Consider the following 18,998-nt stretch of genomic DNA (forward strand, 5'->3'; position numbering starts at 1 on the left):
TTTTAAAAAGTAGGTGTTATATTGTATATCAATAACATAAAACTGATGAATTATAGAAATTACCAATCATTAGAATTGGATTTCAATAAAAAAATCAATTTAATAATTGGTAGTAATGGTCAAGGTAAGACGAATATAGTTGAATCAATAACGTTGATGTCAATAGGAAAGTCCTTTAGGACAAATAAAGATAAGGACTTGATAATGTTTAACAAGGATTCACTGTATACAAATTGTAATTTTTCAAGAAATGGAATAAACAAGAGTATTGAAGTAGTTGTCACAAAAGAAAAAAAAGGCATAAAAATAAATGGTGTTTCAGTGAAGTCATTGCATGAGCTACTTGGAATACTAAATGTAGTTGTTTTTTCACCTGAGGATTTGAAGCTAGTAAAGGATGGTCCTAAGGAAAGACGAAGCTTTATTGATAAAGAGATAAGTCAGGTAATGCCTAGATATTATAGTTTGCTTATGGATTATAACAAGACTATGAACCAAAGAAACATATTGCTAAAATCTAATTACATAGATAAGAATTTACTCGACGTTTATGATTTAAGTCTATCAAAGTATGGCAGTGAAATTTATGTATTTAGAAATAGATTTATTGAAAAGCTATCTGCTATTTCAAATAATTTACATAGGAATCTTACTTTAAATAAGGAAAATTTGACTATAAAATATAAGAACCAATTGGATATAGATGACTATAGTGATGCTGATTTGATTAAGGAGCTGCTTTATCAAAAATATAAAGAAACAATTGATAGCGATTTATACAACAGAAATACAAAAATAGGACCTCATAAGGACGATATCAGTATTCATATTAACGATATCGACGTTAGAATGTTCGGATCTCAAGGTCAACAGAGAACGGCTTCGATTTCCTTGAAGTTATCAGAAATTGAGCTGATTAAGCAAGAGGTTGGAGATTATCCGGTATTGATTTTAGACGATGTATTTAGTGAACTTGATCAAGACAGACAAAAAATGTTGGTTGAAAAATTAGGAGATGTTCAGATGTTTGTAACATCGGCAGATCCTTTGCATATTAATATATTAAAGGAATTGGAGTATTCCGTTTTTCATATAGAAAATGGAAAAGTTATAAGTAGTGAGAATGGAGGATTGTAAATGGCTAAACACGAATATGGTGCGGATCAAATTCAGGTCTTAGAGGGATTAGAGGCTGTTAGAAAAAGACCTGGTATGTATATAGGATCTACTGGTACTAGAGGTTTGCATCATTTGGTATACGAGGTTGTAGATAACAGTGTAGATGAGGCTTTGGCAGGTAATTGCTCTGAAATATACGTTTCATTAAACAATGATGGAAGTGTAACTGTAAGGGATAATGGTAGAGGTATTCCTGTAGAAGTTCATCCAAAGACAGGATTGTCGACTCTTGAGACGGTATTGACAGTGCTTCATGCAGGTGGAAAATTTGGTGGAGGAGGATACAAGGTATCTGGTGGTCTTCACGGAGTTGGTGTATCTGTAGTTAATGCATTAAGTGACTGGCTTGTCGCAGAAGTTTTTAGAGATGGTAAAATATATAGACAAGAATACAAAAGAGGTGTGGCTACAACAAAGCTAGAGGTATTTGATGGTAAGTCTAATGAAAGCGGAACAGCTATCACATTCCTACCAGATGCTAGTATTTTTGATGAAACTGAGTTTAGCTATGAAACTTTGGAGTTTAGATTTAGAGAGCTTTCATTCCTAAATAAGGTTATAAAAATTGAATTTGAAGATAAGAGAGAAGGTCTTGAAAAGACAAGAACGTTCCATTTTACAGGTGGACTTATAGAGTATGTAAAATATTTAAACAAGACAAAGACTGCTATCCATCCACAGATTATTCATATAGATAAGGTAGCAGATGATTGTACTATAGAATTGGCTCTTCAGTATACGGATGCCTATCGTGAAAATATTTATTCATTTGCCAACAATATAAATACTCATGAGGGAGGATCACATCTTTCTGGGTTTAAAACTGCTCTTACAAAGGTTATGAATGACTATGCGAGAAGAAATAATTACCTAAAGGAAAAGGATCAAAATCTTTCTGGTGAAGATATCAGAGAGGGATTGACAGCAATAATATCTGTAAAGCTTCCAGAGCCTCAGTTTGAAGGACAGACGAAAACAAAGCTTGGTAATACATTTATGAGAGGTCTTGTAGATACTATTACAAATGAAGAGGTTGGAGCTTTTATGGAGGAAAATCCTTCAGTTGCAAGGATAATTATAGATAAGTGCCTAAGAGCTCAAAGGGCAAGAGAGGCTGCAAAGAAAGCGAGAGAGTTGACAAGAAGAAAAAGCGTTCTTGAAAACACATCTCTTCCTGGAAAACTAGCAGACTGCTCAGAAAAATCACCAGAAAAGAGTGAGATATTCCTAGTCGAAGGTGATTCTGCCGGTGGTTCTGCAAAGGGCGGTAGAGATAGAAATATACAAGCTATTTTGCCTTTAAGAGGTAAAATACTGAATGTCGAAAAATCTAGGCTAGACAAAATACTGTCTTCAGAAGAAATAAAGAACATGATAACAGCATTCGGATGTGGTATAGGTGATGATTTTGATATTGAAAAATTAAGATATCACAAAATAATAATAATGACCGATGCCGATGTCGATGGAGCTCATATCAGAACTCTTTTACTTACATTCTTTTTCAGATATATGAGGCCTTTAATTGAAGAGGGATATGTATATGCTGCGCAACCGCCACTTTTCAAAATAAAGAAAAATAAGAAAGAATTTTATGCTTATGATGAAAGACAGTTAAACGCCACTCTTGAAGAGGTTGGAAGACAGGGAACTGAAGTTTCACGTTACAAAGGGCTTGGTGAAATGAATGCAGAACAGCTTTGGGAAACTACAATGGATCCAGAGTCCAGAATATTGTTACAGATAACAGTAGATGATGCAATTGTAGCCGATGAGGTATTTTCTATGTTGATGGGTGATAAGGTCGCACCTAGAAGAGAATTTATCGAAGCTAATGCTAAATTTGTAAAGAATTTGGATATATAGGAGGTTGGCTGAATAAATGGAAGAAAATAAGAGAATAATTCTGCGTGAGATAGCAGATGAGATGAAAAATTCATATATTGATTACTCTATGAGTGTAATAGCTGGTAGAGCTTTACCTGATGTCAGAGATGGATTGAAGCCTGTACATCGAAGAATACTTTACTCTATGAGTGAGCAAGGAATAACACCGGATAAACCATATAGAAAATCAGCTCGTATTGTCGGGGATGTTCTTGGTAAGTATCATCCACATGGCGATAGATCTGTATATATGGCAATGGTAAAAATGGCACAGGATTTTTCTACTAGAGGGTTATTAGTTGATGGTCAAGGTAACTTTGGTACAGTGGATGGAGATAGTCCTGCTGCAATGCGTTATACCGAAGCGAGAATGAGCAAGCTTGCTTTGGAATTATTGAGAGATATAGATAAAGAAACTGTGGATTTTGGTCCTAACTTTGATGAATCATTAAAGGAGCCATTAGTTCTTCCAGCTAGATATCCGAACTTATTGGTAAATGGTTCAAATGGTATTGCTGTAGGTATGGCGACTTCAATTCCTCCACACAACTTGGGCGAAGTTATAGATGCGACAATTCACTACATAGACAACAGGGATTGTAGCGTGGATGAATTGTTGAAATATGTAAAAGGTCCAGACTTTCCAACAGCTGCGACAATAGTTGGAACTGAAGGAATAAAAGAAGCATACAAAACTGGTAGAGGAAAAGTCAAAGTTAGAGCAAAAGCTGAAATAGAGGAACTGCCAAAAGGTAGACAGCAAATTGTAATAACAGAAATTCCTTATCAAGTAAATAAAGCTAGGTTAGTAGAGAGAATAGCCGAGCTTGTAAAGGAAAAAAAGGTCGAAGGAATATCTGATTTGAGAGATGAGAGTAATAGGCATGGTATGAGAATAGTTATAGAGCTAAAGAGAGATACCAATGCAAATATTGTTTTAAACAATATATATAAGCATTCTCAGCTCGAGGATACTTTTAGTATAATTATGCTTTCACTAGTTAATGGAACACCAAGAATACTTAACCTAAAGGAAGTAATCCATTACTATGTAGAGCATCAAAGAGAGGTAATAACAAGAAGAACTCAGTTTGAATTGGATAAAGCAAATGCAAGAGCACATATACTTGAGGGGCTTAGAATTGCATTAGACAATATTGATAGAGTTATTAATATAATTAGAAGTTCAGCAAATGGTCAAATTGCCAAGGAAAAACTTATTGAAGAATTTGCTTTTTCTGATATTCAAGCTCAGGCAATACTTGATATGAGACTTCAGAGATTAACAGGTCTTGAAAGAGAAAAGATCGATAATGAGTACAATGAATTGATGAAGAAAATCGAATATCTTGAAAGCTTGTTGGCTGATGAATTAAAGCTATTTGGTGTTATAAAGGACGAAATGACAGCAATTAAAGACAAGCATACTGATGAAAGAAGAACTGAGATAATACCAGCTGAAGGCGAATTCGATGTAAAGGATTTATTTGAAGAAGAGGATATAGTTGTAACTCTTACTCATCTAGGCTATATCAAAAGATTGCCGGCAGATACATATAGAAGTCAAAAAAGAGGTGGAAGAGGTATTTCAGCTCTTACTACGAGAGAAGAAGATTTCATTACAGATTTGATAACTACTACAAATCACTCAAGAATGCTGTTCTTGACTAATAGAGGTAGAGTATACAAGTTAAATGCTTATGAGATACCAGAAGGCAAGAGAACATCAAAGGGAACTGCAATAGTCAATTTATTGCAATTGAATCCTGGAGAAAAAATTGCGAGAATAATCACTTTCAACCCAGACAGTGTAAAAGACGACTACAAGTATCTGTTGATGGTGACTAAGAATGGTATAGTTAAAAAGACTCCTATTGATGAATTTAAAAATATCAATAAGTCGGGAATAATTGCCATAGGATTAAAAGATGGTGATGAGCTGATAGGTGTAAAGATGACCGATGGAGATGAAGAAATAATGTTGGTCACTCAAAATGCAATGTCTATCAAGTTCAATGAAAAAGATATAAGACCTATGGGTAGAACTGCAACAGGTGTAAAGGGAATTACACTATCAAAAGACGATATGGTCGTTTCAATGGATTTGGCTAGTGAGGGTAGCGATTTATTGGTTGTCAGTGAAAAAGGCTACGGAAAGAGAACTGATTTGGAAGAGTATAGAATTCAAATGAGAGCTGGAAAAGGTATAAAGACATATAATATAAATGCCAAGACTGGAAAACTAATAGGTGCAACAATCGTCAATGAAGATGATGAGATGATGATGATAAACTCTGATGGAGTATTGATTAGAATTAGAGTAAATGAAATCTCAATTTTTGGAAGAATTACAAGTGGTGTAAAATTGATGAGAACTGACGAGGAAGTTGAGGTTGTTTCAATAGCTAAAATAAAGAACGAGGACGATATTGTAGAGTAGAAAGTGAGGTATCTATGTCAATTAATTTCAATTCAAAATATGACAGCGAAAAAGAAAACTGGATTGTAAATGTTTCAGGGGAGCTTGATGTTTCTTGTGCAGATATATTAAAGGATGAATTAAACGAAAGAATAGATGAAAAGTTTTCTGATGTAATATTGGATATGTCAGATCTTCAATATATTGATTCTACAGGTGTTGGTGTTATTGTAGGAATAATGAAGAGATTAAAACCAGAGGATAAAAAAATATCTCTTATCAATACGAAAAATAATGTGAAGAAAATATTTAAAATTACTGGTCTAGATCAGATTATAACTTTGGAGGGATAGCGATGAGTTGTGATAAAATTAGCATGAAGTTGACAAGTAATCCTAATTTTGTATCTGTGATAAGATTGACTGTATCAGGTATTGCTAGTAAAATTGGTTTTAGCTTTGATGAAATTGAGGATTTAAAGGTTTCTATCTCTGAAGCTTGTACCAATGCAATAAAGCATAGCAAGGAAGACTTGTTTGAAATAAATTTTTATATTTACGAAGACAAGCTATCAATCGAAGTTATCGACGATGGTGTAGGATATGATGAAGATTCTGTTGAAGATCCAGATCCGCTAAATCCGAAAACAAGTGGGTTAGGGCTATTCATTATTAAGACCTTGATGGATGAAGTAGAAGTAAAAACTTGTGAAGATTGTGGAACTGTAATAAAGATGACAAAGTTGGTTGGAGTTGATAATTAATGAATTTAACCTCAGAAAAAGAATATGAAAAGATGGATGTCAAAGAACTTTTCAAGGTTTTTTCTGAAGATAAGAGCAATACAGTTGTAAGAAATATATTGATTGAAAAACATCTTTATTTGGCAAAGATTCTTTCAAAAAAATATATAAACAAGGGTGTCGACTATGAAGATATTTTTCAAGTTGCATCTCTTGCTCTTATCTATGCTATTGATAGATATGATATATCTAAGGGGTTTGAATTTTCGAGTTTTGCAACTCCGACAATAGTGGGAGAAATCAAGAAGTATTTTAGAGATAAAGTTTGGACACTGAGAGTTCCTAGAAGGATTCAGGAGCTAAGCAAGAAGATAAGCAATGCTAAGATTCAATTAGAGCAGGATAACAAAAAAAGTCCAAGACCCAAGGAAATTGCCGAATATTTGGGCGTAACAGAAGAAGATGTGCTTGAAGCAATGGAAGCTGCTTACGGATATCAGCCTGTTTCTCTTGATATGCCAAGTGGTGAAGAGTCTGAGGAAAAAGACATTACACTGGGAGATAAAATAGGTACCGAAGAGACTAGATTTGGAGAAATTGAACAAAGAGATTTTTTGGAGCAATTTATGAAAACTTTAAATGAATTGGAAGTAAAAATAGTAATTGGGAGATTTTTCGACAACAAAACTCAGTCTGCAATAGCTGATGATATTGGCATATCTCAAATGACGGTATCGAGATTGGAAAAAAAGATAATTGAAAAGCTAAAAAAAGAATATAATAAAGCTGTATAAATCTATTATTTTTCTTATAGTTTTTTAATTGATTGAAGTTATTTAACTAAATTGAATAAATAAATTAAATAAAATAGAGTGTATTTACTCAAAAAGGTAGCAACGTACTGAATAAAAAAACAGTGTTGCTACCTTTAATTATTGCTCATTTATAATATCGACTACCTCCATATTCGATAACCGTATAATAGAACCTATCGACGATATAAAGCTAATAATGATGGACAATATTACTAGAAAAATCACAAGTTCTATACTCACTCCTTTTTTGAATAAATCTGTCGTTAGGTGACTATTTATTTTTATACCACACAATATTCCGATTATAGTTCCTAAAAATATAACTGAATAATTTTCTATTAGTATCGATAAAATTAATCTTAATCTATTGCTTCCAAATGCAAGGCTTACAGCAAGATCCTTTTCTCTCTTTTTCATCAATATTTTAAACATTCCTGTAAATGTAATCAAAAATAGCATAATTATTACTACTGATATAAACAGATATACGCACATATATATCAGGTCGGATCTATTGTTTACACTAAAATGACCCAAATCGTTCTTAAACGCATACTCATATAAAGGATGCCTATTTTTTAAATAACTAGTCAAATTATCCTTTATTTTTTCAGGATTGGTTAGTTTTTTTTCATTTAAGAAAAGCCGTATTCCAACAGGAGAAAACTTAACCTTATTTTCGAGTAAGCTTATGTCAGCGTATATTCTTGGTATGTTTTCAGCTTTTTCATTTTCTTCATCGGTTGACTCATATTCATGAATATAGAGGTCTCTTATTTTTATATTTCCCTTATTTATATATTCGTATTTTTTGCCATTATATTCAATGTTGTTGTTATTTAATGAAATACTATACTCATCCGAATATATTTTCATATCGGAAACATCAATTACATCATTTAAATCAAGAATAAATTTGGCTGTATCATTGTTTTTACTTAACCTTGAATAATTTTTCGTTCCAAGAATTTTTTTGAAATCGAAAAATATGATATCAAACCTTCTAACTTCTCCGTTTTTTTCAAACAATTGATTACTTATCAAATATGTTTCAAATTTATTGCTGATTCTATTATTTATATAGTTATAATCATCGAGATTTATAGCATTGTCATCAATATTATTTTCTCCGGTTATTTCCAATCTTGTTTCATATGGCTTTAATTGCGAATCTATTTGATCAGCAGTTTTTTTATACTCTAGCAGGTGGTTTAGGGAGAAAAACAATATCGTCATGCCGAGTGCTATCTCAACAAGAAAAAATAGATACATAATTCTATTCTTGTATATTCTCTTTATTATTATTTCAAGATCATATCTTCTAATCATACATAATCACCATCACTTATCAAATCAATCACAGTTTTGGAAAAATACTCTCGTAACGAAAGCCATGTCACAACAAATACCAATAGAATAGTCAAAAACAAAACACCTGTCATATATGTTGAGCTTATATGGACATAGTTTATCAATGCTCCCATGTCTGAAATATATAAAACTGCCGATAAAATCAGTATTGCAGGCACTAGCGTTAGCAATAGAAGTTCAATAAATATAATAGAATATATTTTCTTTCTATTCATGCCGAGTGCTAGCAGAATATATATCAATTTTTTATTTTTTGATGTCTTTATTTTTATAACTATAAACAAGTTAATCAGCAGATATATAGTGCACATTAGTGACATAATTACTTCATTTCTGATATTATTCTTATATTCTCTCATTTGAATTTTTACCATTTCACCATTTTCTGATATCTCATAATGATCATGTATACCTATATTTGACAACATATTTTCTATGGATGATTTATCTGTATCTGAATTTATATATATCCATTGTTGTAACTTTTTGCCTTTTGAGATTAAGTATTTGGCATAATTGTTAGAATCAAGGTAAATATCTGTCATTTCACCTCTAAATATACCTCTGACTATATACTTCTGTTGTCCAATACTTATAAAATCTCCAGTATTAATTTTTAAATACTTGGACACTTTATAATTAATCAGACATTGGTTTGAGCTATCAACTAGAGAACTACCACTGACAAGATCAATTTTATATTTTAGTTTGGATTTAGTGTCCACTGTATTTAAAATAAATGGCTTTTCTTCATTTCCGTTAATGTATATTCTGTCATAAATTTTAAGCTTTATGTCATTAAACTTGAAATCTCTAGATATCTTATTATAGGTCATTTCATCTATCATTTTGTTGTTCATTATATCTACACAATAGTTATAGCTTCTATTGTTATATTCTAAATTTTTATAGTTTTTATATAATAGACTTATGTTTCCAAGCAAAATAAACGGCACTAATATTCCAACAAGAATTGAAAACATAAATACGAAATTAATTTTTTTATTAATTTTCATTATTTTTCTAATCAAATCTAATATATATTTGTAATTATTCATACCCTACCTCTATACAAAATTGTAGACCTCTTTTATTTTGCCGTAGTCGAGTTCCACGACTCTGTCGGCATATTTTAATAACTCTCTATCATGAGTTATCATTACAATGGTAATGCCATCTTGGTTTAATTTTCTAAATATATTCAATACTGTTTGGGTGTTATTTTCATCTAAATTTCCAGTAGGCTCATCAGCAAATATGACGCTGGGATTATTTGAAATAGCTCTTGCTATTGCAACTCTTTGTTTTTGCCCTCCGGATAGTTGACTTGTCAATGACTGACCTTTGTCAGATATATCAAATTTTTTTAGTAGAGTATCAACTCTTTCTTTTCTTTCTGATTTATTAATACCGTATATTCCCATCGGCATTTCAATATTTTCAATTACGGTAAAATCGTTTATAAGGTTGAATGATTGAAACACAAATCCAAACAGAGTATTTCTTATTTTCGATTTTTGAACTTCATCAATAGTATCAATATCCTCACCATTGAAATAATATTTCCCTGATGTTTTTGTATCCATTAGACCAAGAATATTCATAAGGCTGGTTTTTCCACAACCAGATGTTCCTGTTATCATCAAAAATTCTCCTTTATTTATTTCAAGGTCGATATTTTTTAACACATTGTTTTCACCATAAGTCTTACATAATCCTTCTAGTTTTATCATATGATATACACATCCTTATTATGAATTTATTTTTTTTTGTAGATATACACATCGTTTGACGCATTTGTGGTATATACATAACCATCTTTTGCATCCATACGTGCCATAGATTGCATATTCTTTTCACTATATTTTCCGATATTGTCTATATATTTTCCGGTTTTTCTATCGAATCTCATTAGGCATAGTGACGAATCTGACATAATATAAGTATACTTTTCATCCATACAGAAGCTAGCTGGTGTGAGTGGAGAGTTAAATTCATACTCCTTTTTCAATTTATCCTTAGAAATGCTTAACATAAAGTTTCTTCCTGTATTCACGCTGAGTTCACCACTTCTATTTACCAAAAACTGTCCAAAATTTACTGCATATACAATATCATTATAGTAATATAGATTTCCAGAAAAATTATCCTTTATATAACTGGACTTGTTATTGCTGTCTATTTTTTGTATTGATCTTGTAAATAGGGTTTCTCCAGATAGATAAATATTTTCATCTTTATCTATAGCCATTGATGTATAAATAAATTCTGGAAACTCATTAGGTTTTTCAAATTTTATATCCTTGATATGGGATAGATTTTTATCTAAAATCTGTATTCTCTGGTTTCCATAATCCAAAACGTATAGCTTTCCATTGGCGAATTTGACATCACTAGGACTTATAAATTCGAGACTGCCATTACCGGTTTTTCCGACGGATTTTATAAGATTAAAATCACTGTCGTACATAAACAATGAGTCCTTTTTAATGTCCGAAACTATCACATTGGAATCGACAAACGCAATACCGCTTATCGTTTTTACATTGTCCTTGTCAAGCTTTATTTTTTGAACTGTATAGTCTGTGCTATCGATTTCCTTTATCTTATATAGGTCTTTATTCGAATATTCCTCATCCTTTAATATTTTTAATACATATTTATCATTGGTTTTCATTAGATCTTCGCTTTTATCACTTGGTGAAAAAAATGCAAAATAAACAGATATAATACAAACAGATGATATAGCCACGCCTCTTAGTAATCTTTTATTCATAACAATCCCCCCTCATCAAAATTGTATCCTATACCTAAATTCGACATCATTATAAGATACTTGAAATGTAAAGTCAATAATTTTTTTTGAATATTTATTCTATTTTGAGATGCAAGTTTTAGAATATATAGATGATTTCTTTCTTAAAAAGGCGTTATTTAGCTATTATTTATAAAATAAGTTGTTCTTTATAAAATATTAATATTTTTTTAAAGAAATTTAACTTTAATTTAATATAAACTTTATTCAAATTATCTCTAATAAGTGGTATAGTGTATATGTAAGAGAGGAGAGTATTATTATGAGTATTGTATCGAAATTAATAAAACCAGCTTTTTTGGTTTTGGGTATTGCCTTTGTTGTGATTGGTGTAAATAGAGGAGAATCAGCAACAGTATTTGCAAAGGCAATAAAATTATGTTTGGAATGTGTAGGAATCGGATAGGGGGAGTTTATAAATATTATGGGTTCTATTTTTAACTTTTTTAAGAAAAGAGGGACTATTCAGGCTCTGGCAGCCTTTTTCACAAACCCTCATGTCGGAAATTTTATGAGCGGAAGTCTGTATACTGGTAAACTAAAAACAGTATGCGTGCCTGGACTAAACTGTTATTCATGTCCAGCAGCGACAGGTGCTTGTCCAATAGGAGCTTTTCAAGCGGTTGTTGGATCATCAAAGTTCAATTTTTCATACTATATTACAGGGATTTTGATATTAATAGGAACTTTGTTTGGTAGATTGATTTGCGGTTTTCTATGTCCGTTTGGATGGTTTCAGGATTTATTACATAAAATACCAACAAAGAAGTTTAGTACGAAAAAACTTAAATTTTTAACATATATTAAATTTATCATGTTGTTTGTGGTTGTGGGGTTATTACCTGTTCTGATTACAAATAAAATAGGTATGGGATCACCATTTTTCTGTAAGTACGTATGTCCACAAGGTATACTTGAAGGTGGTATTCCATTATCGATTGCCAATGAAGGTATTAGAGGTGCCATCGGTAAGCTATTCGCACTGAAGAGTGTTATTCTTGCTTCAGTTATAATATTGTCTATATTGGTTTATAGACCGTTTTGCAAGTGGATTTGTCCTTTGGGAGCGTTCTATGCATTATTCAATAAAATTTCAATGTATGGATATAATTTCGATGAGAGCAAGTGTGTAAATTGTGGTAAGTGTAGAAGAACTTGTAAGATGGACGTGGATATTACAAAGACAACTACATCTCTTGAATGTATAAGATGTGGTGAATGTGTGAGCGTTTGTCCAACTAAGGCACTTTCAAAGAAATTTGATATTACGGACAAAAAAAGAGTAATAGATTTGAACAACAAAACAGTTATAGATAATAATTAAAATAAAAAATAGTGAATATAAAATTAGTATTAGTAATATAAAAAATAATATAGTGGTAATAAAATTAATAAAATTTTATGTATAAAAAGTATAGTAAGTATAAAAAAAGGAGTTATGGTTATGAAAATGAAGAAAATTACAAGTTTAATGTTATGTGGATTAGTAGTTGCAACTTTGGCTACAGGATGCTCTCAGAATAAGGGAGCAGATAAAGGTACAGAAGGACAGACGACAGCTTCTACAACTAGTGGTGAATCAGAAATGTTTCCCAAAATAGATTTGAAGGATACTATGGGAAACAAGGTAGATAACAGTATATTCAAAAACAATAAGTTGACTATTCTAAATATGTGGAACACAGGTTGTCAGGCTTGTATAGATGAAATGCCGAATTTGGAGAAGATGAACAAAAATTTTGAAAAGATGGGTGCAAAGATAGTAGGTGTAAATTATGATATTCAGAATGAACCAAATCAAGTTAAAGATATCATAAAGAAGCAGGGAGTTACATACCAGAACGTAATTGTAAATAGTAATTCAAATGAAGAAATAAGAAGCTATATGGAAAAAATATTTGCATATCCAACAACAGTATTCGTAAACAGTGAAGGAAAGATAGTTGGACAAATGGAAGGTGCCATAGATGGTCCTGATAGAGTCAAGGAAATAGAAAAAATAATCAAGGACAACTCAAAATAAATCTTTGATTTGACTTTATAAAAATACACATAGGATTTGAAAAATGAAGAAATTTTTAATATCTGGTTTTTTAAATTTACTTATAATTATTATATTCTTTTACTTACATAATAAAAGAATATATGTGATTGATAATATTATTAAATTTATCATTATGGTTTGTATAATATTCCTTTTGGAGTATATAAAAAACGAATTTATTGATAAATATTTATAATAAAAAATATGAATTCCCAAAGTTAATTTATTAACTTTGGGAATAAATTGTATTTGGGTTAACAATATAAATATAATGTTGATTTTTTGTTTATATTATTATTTTTTTGCTAGGTGGTCGCCTAATAACATTCATTTTAAGAGGAAAATTTCTGATAGTGGAAATTTAATTTTCAGAGAATAGAAATCTATTTCTAATATGTGTAGAACTATTAAATCCTCTTGATTGTATCTTTTAAAATCATTTATTTTTCTATCCATAGCTTCAATAGGTCAATTACAAAGTCTTGATTTATATTGACATTGGAATTTTTTTAGATAGCTACAAAGGAATTAATTATATTTCATAAGACATCCATAGTTTCGCATTAGGATTATGCAATGTACCGATTTTTATTTGCGTTAGTTTATGTTATTAAATTATTAAAAAGATAACCTATATTAAATCTAATCAATTATTTTTTCTCTGTTATTATCGTATCGAGATAATAGACTTTCCATAGTTACCGATTTTTCTATTATTTTTGATGTATTTTTCAGTATTCATTTCTAAAAGATTTTGCTATATACACATATTCTGCACTATTTGACTTTGATATTGTTAGCTCCATAAAAATACCTATTTAAATACTTTATCATAAATATTGTATTTTTTTGAAAAAACAGAATTTTTTTGCATTTAAGGTGAAATGTTTTTTTATGTAAGTATTAAAATACTGATAAATGAAATCTTATGAAATAATAAAAAAAAATGAAAAATCTGAAAAAGGTACTTGAGGATTTAAATGCAATATGCTACAATTGAGATGTTAAAATATTAATTAATAAATAGTTGAGCAGGTGGAGTTAATCTATGAATAAATATAATGAGATAAGTAATTTAAAGAAAATAATAAAAATACTATTAGAAACTGATAAAAAAATATTTTTATTATGAGTATAGATACAATTATAAGTTCTCTAATACCAGCGTTATCACTGACTATAATGCAGTCAGTTTTGAATAAAATACAAAATGATGTTGATGATTTTAAGTACATATTAATGTTATTAGCAACATATATTCTTTTGGATTTATTTACTGTTTTAAAAGATAATATGATTGATATTTATAATGCTAAAATTAAAATAATTTTAAATAGAAAAATAAAAAAATTTTAGATAAAACAAGTGAACTGAGTTTAAAGGATTTTGAGGATAGTAATATATATGACAAAAGGCTCACAAATATCTGAAGGTCAATGGCAAAAAATAGCTATTGCAAGAACCTTTTTTAAAAATGCTAGTGTGTTTATTCTAGATGAGCCAAACTCAGCGCTAGATGTAATAACAGAGAATGATATTGAAGAAGAGTATATGAGATATATGGATAAGAAAATTTCGATAATAGTAATACATAGGTTTAAGAAGATTGTAGAAAAGGATGTAAATATAATAGTAATGGATAAAGGAAAAATAGTAGATGAAGGTAAGCATAATGAATTACTAGATAGGTGTAGAGTATATATAGATTTGTATGAAAATATATAAAAAATAAAATTAAAATCATATAAAAAAGAGGGGGAAAAATTATATGAAAAAAAATAATATTAACAAATTTATTATCGTGTTATTTATATTGTATCCACTTATGAGTCCAATTTTTCAGATGAAATTTATTAATAATCAACTAGTACTTACAGAAAGTATAAGTGGAATAAATGAGGTAATATTTTTGCTTGTATTATCAATAATTTTATATATAATATTCAGAAGCTTATACAAAAATAATATAATTAAATTTAGTCTATGTAAAAAGGAAATAGTATATATTTTAATAGGAGTTATTTTATTAAGAATAATAGTCTATACATCTTATTTAATTTTATTATGTGTTGAAACAGGAAAAGTACAAAATGATGAAATTATAAAACAGTATATTAATGATTTTAGTATATTACAAATAATAATGTTTATGTCAATATATATGCCAATTTTAGAAGAGCTAGTATACAGATATATAATAATAGGAAGTTTGTTTGAATTTAAAAAAATTTCTATTTTTGTTAGTAGTTTATTATTTTGTATAGCACATATACCAAATAACATTACGTCTTTTATAATGTATTTTTTAATGGGATTAGTGTTGAGTTATTCTTACTATAAAACTAGGTCTATATTTGTTAGCATATTAATTCATTGCTTAAATAATTTACTTGTTAATATACTATATATATTATACAGTTTGTGATTATATATTTACTTCAAAAGATGAGAGCGTACTATTAAGGAGGGAAATATAATGGGAAAATATGAGGATTTTGATATAGATATAAGAAAAACAGAACCAAGAACAACAGTTAGTGGGTTACCAAAGATAACAGGTAAGGTTTGTGATACGATTACCAAATATGTTTGTAGTCCAATAATAACTTATAGGGGCTGACCCAAAAGCCCCTTAAGTAATTGTGGTGGAAATTTCATTTTTAGATAATAGAAATCTATTTCTAATATGTGTAAATCTATTAAATTCTTTTGAATATTTCTTTAAATCCTTTGTTTTTTAAAAGAAGAATAAGTTTTTAGTTTACTGAGAATTTTATTAAACAAATCTCCACTTGAGTTTATTCCTCAAGTTTGTCATCCAAAGTTGCAGAATTCTAAAGTTTTTGAGAACTATTTTTTAATTTGAACGCATATGCCCAACATAAAAAAATGTATTTTTTTACTATAATTTATTTTTCAAATTAACAGCGTGAAAATATTATGTATAATTTGTATTCTTCTATTGAAAAAACAGCGCAAATTATATTATAATATTGTGAGATTAGTTGTGCTAAAATTTTACATCTGACATTAAAGAGAGATCTGAGATGAAATGTGTGAAAGTTTATTATTTATCTTTTTATTTATAAAATTATTTGTTAGATTTTTTTGAAAAATTTGATAAATAATAAAATAATATTATTTTTTTCGATCTTTATTTCGTCAATTTTTATAAAATTTTAGCGATTTTTATTACTCAAGAGGTATTTTATATGAAATATTCCAAAAAATTGATAAATGAAAAAACGAATTGTATTAAAAATATAATAAACGATACGATTATAAATAAGCGTATTTCTGAAAGATTTATTGATGGCTTGGTTGATGATAGTTTTATTATGCAATTATTGGAAATGGATGATTTTGACGATATTTTTTCCTGTGCAAATAGAATCAATCAATATACACATGGCAAATATGTCGATATTAGAGGTATAATCGAGTTTTCAAATTTTTGTAAAAGGCAATGTAAGTATTGTGGCTTAAATAAGAATAATAAAAAGGCTTCAAGGTATAGGATGAGTGTAGATGAAATAGTGGATGTTGGCGTAAAAGCATATGAAATTGGTTATAAAACGGTAGTTCTTCAATCTGGTGAAGATCCATATTATTCAAGGGAGATACTTGGAAATATAATAAAAAGAATAAAGTCTAATGCAGAAATTAAAATAACACTGAGCTGTGGAGAGCTGGATTTCGAGTCATTAAAATATTTGAAAAAATGTGGAGCAGATCGCTATTTGCTTAAGCACGAAACATCTGATGATAGGATTTATTCATTACTTCATCCCTGTGGAAATCTATCATCTAGAATTAAATGTTTGGAAAGCCTGAAGCTACTAAATTACGAGACCGGAAGTGGTTTTATGATAGGGTTACCAAATCAAACAAATACGACCATTGCCAGAGATATCCTACTATTAAAGAATTTAAAATGTGATATGGCAGGCATTGGACCGTTTATTCCTCATCCAGAAACTGAATTAAAAGAAAAAGAACATGGTAGTATAGAGCTTACGAAAAGATCTGTAGCAATTACAAGGATATTGCTTCCATTTGCAAATTTGCCAGCAACTACTTCTCTCGGTGTGATTGATTCCGATGAAAAAAGAAATGTTTTTGAATGTGGTGCAAATGTAATAATGAACAAGCTTACACCTCAAAAATATTTAAAGCTATATGAAATATATCCAAATGATATAGAGACACTGGAGCCAAAAAAAGAAAGAAAAAAATTAGAGGATTATTTACTGTCTATAGACAGGATTCCAAGATAAATAATATTGGGGAGGTTACAAAAATGGTTGAGTACAACAGTAAATCATCAAAAGCAATGGAATTTATCAACGATAAGGAAATATTGGATACAATTTCATTTGCAAAAAAAAATTGTGGCAACAAAAAAATGATAGAAGTGATATTATCAAAGGCAAGACTGATGAATGGTATTTCTCACAGAGAAGCGGCACTTTTGTTAGAGTGTGATGATCAATCGGTATGGAACGATATTTTTCTATTGGCAAAGCAAATAAAAGAGAAGATATATGGAAATAGAATAGTTATGTTTGCTCCGTTGTATCTGTCCAATTATTGTGTAAATTCATGTTCTTACTGTCCATATCACACGAAGAACAAATTGATAAATCGCAAAAAGCTAACTCAGGATGATATTATAAAAGAGGTAATGGCATTGCAAGATATGGGGCATAAGAGATTGGCTTTGGAAACAGGAGAAGATCCGATAAATTCTCCAATTGAGTATGTTTTAGAGAGCATAAAAACTATATACAGCATAAAACATAAAAATGGAGAAATAAGGCGAGTAAACGTAAATATCGCAGCGACTACAGTAGAAAATTATAAAAAATTGAAGGATGCTGGGATAGGTACATATATTTTATTCCAAGAAACATATCATAAGGAAACCTATGAGCGTATTCATCCCAAAGGTCCAAAGCATGACTACGATTATCATACAGAAGCTATGGATAGGGCTATGGAAGCTGGTATAGATGACGTTGGTATAGGAGTGCTGTTTGGATTGTATGACTATCTTTATGATTTTATCGGACTTATGATGCACGCCGAGCATCTTGAAGCAAGGTTTGGAGTTGGTCCTCATACAATCAGCATTCCTAGAATAAGACCTGCAGATGATATTGATTTGGACGAATTTCCAAACGCTGTAAATGATAAAATTTTCAAGAAAATAGTAGCATTGGTACGTATTACGGCACCTTATACAGGTATAATAATATCTACTAGAGAATCGGAAAAATCTCGAAAAGAAGTATTAGAAATCGGTGTTTCGCAAATTAGTGGTGGATCATCGACAAGTGTTGGTGGGTATGTTGAAAAAGAATCGATAGAAGAAAACTCTTCTCAGTTCGATACAAATGATAAGAGAACTTTGGATGAAATTATAAACTGGCTGTTGAAATTGGGATACGTACCTAGTTTTTGTACTGCTTGCTACAGAGAGGGTAGAACTGGAGATCGCTTTATGCGTCTGGCAAAATCAGGTCAAATTGGAAATGTATGTCAACCAAACTCTCTTATTACCTTAAAGGAGTATTTATTGGATTATGCATCAAATGATACCTCTGAAGTTGGAGATTTTGTGATAAAAAAAGAAATTGATAGGATAAGAAGTGATAAGGTTAAATCTATTACTATGGATTATTTGAACCAACTAGAACATGGAGAAAGGGATTTTAGATTCTAGA

General features: G+C 30.1%; 18 protein-coding genes. 14 read left to right on the plus strand and 4 right to left on the minus strand.

What is annotated here, in order from left to right; genetic code table 11:
• Positions 1-21 precede the first annotated feature (21 nt).
• Genes recF through FYJ71_RS08195 form a run of 6 tightly spaced genes read left to right on the plus strand, consistent with a single transcriptional unit; the run spans position 22 to position 7,021 of the window.
• A complete protein-coding gene (gene recF, locus FYJ71_RS08170) occupies positions 22-1,137 on the plus strand; it encodes a DNA replication/repair protein RecF (RefSeq protein ID WP_154538409.1) in 1,116 nt (371 codons plus the stop codon).
• On the plus strand, positions 1,138-3,045 hold the full coding sequence (gene gyrB, locus FYJ71_RS08175; RefSeq protein ID WP_154538410.1) for a DNA topoisomerase (ATP-hydrolyzing) subunit B: 1,908 nt from the start codon (positions 1,138-1,140) through the stop codon (positions 3,043-3,045). It abuts the gene before it with no gap.
• Between the two features lie 16 nt (positions 3,046-3,061).
• Positions 3,062-5,506, plus strand: a complete 2,445-nt coding sequence (gene gyrA, locus FYJ71_RS08180; protein ID WP_154538411.1) for a DNA gyrase subunit A — start codon at positions 3,062-3,064, stop codon at positions 5,504-5,506.
• A 14-nt stretch (positions 5,507-5,520) separates the two neighbouring features.
• Positions 5,521-5,838 carry an STAS domain-containing protein gene (locus FYJ71_RS08185; protein ID WP_154538412.1) on the plus strand — a complete coding sequence of 106 codons (318 nt, stop codon included), beginning with the start codon at positions 5,521-5,523 and terminating at the stop codon, positions 5,836-5,838.
• A gap of 2 nt (positions 5,839-5,840) precedes the next feature.
• The gene (locus tag FYJ71_RS08190; protein ID WP_154538413.1) at positions 5,841-6,248 is read left to right on the plus strand and encodes an ATP-binding protein; all 408 of its coding nucleotides are present in this window, start codon (positions 5,841-5,843) and stop codon (positions 6,246-6,248) included.
• Positions 6,248-7,021 carry a SigB/SigF/SigG family RNA polymerase sigma factor gene (locus FYJ71_RS08195; RefSeq protein ID WP_154538414.1) on the plus strand — a complete coding sequence of 258 codons (774 nt, stop codon included), beginning with the start codon at positions 6,248-6,250 and terminating at the stop codon, positions 7,019-7,021. The genes FYJ71_RS08190 and FYJ71_RS08195 overlap by 1 nt, the downstream gene beginning before the upstream one ends.
• Before the next feature lie 138 nt (positions 7,022-7,159).
• Here FYJ71_RS08195 and FYJ71_RS08200 read toward each other — a convergent pair whose 3' ends face one another.
• Genes FYJ71_RS08200 through FYJ71_RS08215 form a run of 4 tightly spaced genes read right to left on the minus strand, consistent with a single transcriptional unit; the run spans position 7,160 to position 11,189 of the window.
• On the minus strand, positions 7,160-8,371 hold the full coding sequence (locus tag FYJ71_RS08200; RefSeq protein WP_154538415.1) for an ABC transporter permease: 1,212 nt from the start codon (positions 8,369-8,371) through the stop codon (positions 7,160-7,162).
• Positions 8,368-9,471 carry an FtsX-like permease family protein gene (locus FYJ71_RS08205; protein WP_154538416.1) on the minus strand — a complete coding sequence of 368 codons (1,104 nt, stop codon included), beginning with the start codon at positions 9,469-9,471 and terminating at the stop codon, positions 8,368-8,370. The genes FYJ71_RS08200 and FYJ71_RS08205 overlap by 4 nt, the downstream gene beginning before the upstream one ends.
• A 9-nt stretch (positions 9,472-9,480) precedes the next feature.
• The gene (locus FYJ71_RS08210; protein ID WP_154538417.1) at positions 9,481-10,146 is read right to left on the minus strand and encodes an ABC transporter ATP-binding protein; all 666 of its coding nucleotides are present in this window, start codon (positions 10,144-10,146) and stop codon (positions 9,481-9,483) included.
• Between the two features lie 26 nt (positions 10,147-10,172).
• Positions 10,173-11,189, minus strand: coding sequence for an NHL repeat-containing protein (locus FYJ71_RS08215; protein WP_154538418.1), 1,017 nt, complete (start codon positions 11,187-11,189; stop codon positions 10,173-10,175).
• Positions 11,190-11,490: 301 nt separating this feature from the next.
• Here FYJ71_RS08215 and FYJ71_RS08220 point away from each other — a divergent pair, with 301 nt between their 5' ends.
• The 8 genes from FYJ71_RS08220 to hydG all read left to right on the plus strand — a co-directional run bounded on the left by FYJ71_RS08220 (position 11,491) and on the right by hydG (position 18,997).
• Positions 11,491-11,634, plus strand: a complete 144-nt coding sequence (locus tag FYJ71_RS08220; RefSeq protein WP_154538419.1) for a CD1871A family CXXC motif-containing protein — start codon at positions 11,491-11,493, stop codon at positions 11,632-11,634.
• Between the two features lie 18 nt (positions 11,635-11,652).
• Complete coding sequence (locus FYJ71_RS08225) at positions 11,653-12,552, plus strand: 4Fe-4S binding protein (RefSeq protein WP_154538420.1); 900 nt, start codon at positions 11,653-11,655, stop codon at positions 12,550-12,552.
• 120 nt (positions 12,553-12,672) lie between these two features.
• Positions 12,673-13,251 (plus strand): TlpA family protein disulfide reductase, encoded by a 579-nt coding sequence (locus FYJ71_RS08230; protein ID WP_195836921.1) that lies wholly within the window; start codon positions 12,673-12,675, stop codon positions 13,249-13,251.
• A 1,425-nt stretch (positions 13,252-14,676) separates the two neighbouring features.
• On the plus strand, positions 14,677-14,997 hold the full coding sequence (locus FYJ71_RS08235) for an ATP-binding cassette domain-containing protein (RefSeq protein WP_154538422.1): 321 nt from the start codon (positions 14,677-14,679) through the stop codon (positions 14,995-14,997).
• Between the two features lie 418 nt (positions 14,998-15,415).
• Positions 15,416-15,697: a CPBP family intramembrane glutamic endopeptidase gene (locus FYJ71_RS10190; RefSeq protein ID WP_408634632.1), complete on the plus strand. Its 282-nt coding sequence runs from the start codon at positions 15,416-15,418 to the stop codon at positions 15,695-15,697.
• 51 nt (positions 15,698-15,748) lie between these two features.
• On the plus strand, positions 15,749-15,892 hold the full coding sequence (locus FYJ71_RS08245; RefSeq protein WP_154538424.1) for a hypothetical protein: 144 nt from the start codon (positions 15,749-15,751) through the stop codon (positions 15,890-15,892).
• A gap of 592 nt (positions 15,893-16,484) precedes the next feature.
• Positions 16,485-17,549 carry a [FeFe] hydrogenase H-cluster radical SAM maturase HydE gene (hydE, locus tag FYJ71_RS08250; RefSeq protein ID WP_154538425.1) on the plus strand — a complete coding sequence of 355 codons (1,065 nt, stop codon included), beginning with the start codon at positions 16,485-16,487 and terminating at the stop codon, positions 17,547-17,549.
• A 23-nt stretch (positions 17,550-17,572) separates the two neighbouring features.
• Entirely contained in the window at positions 17,573-18,997 is a 1,425-nt protein-coding gene (hydG, locus tag FYJ71_RS08255; protein ID WP_154538426.1) for a [FeFe] hydrogenase H-cluster radical SAM maturase HydG, read from the plus strand.
• Position 18,998: the final 1 nt, after the last annotated feature.

This window comes from Peptostreptococcus porci, from assembly GCF_009695815.1.
GTDB classification, from domain to species: domain Bacteria; phylum Bacillota; class Clostridia; order Peptostreptococcales; family Peptostreptococcaceae; genus Peptostreptococcus; species Peptostreptococcus porci.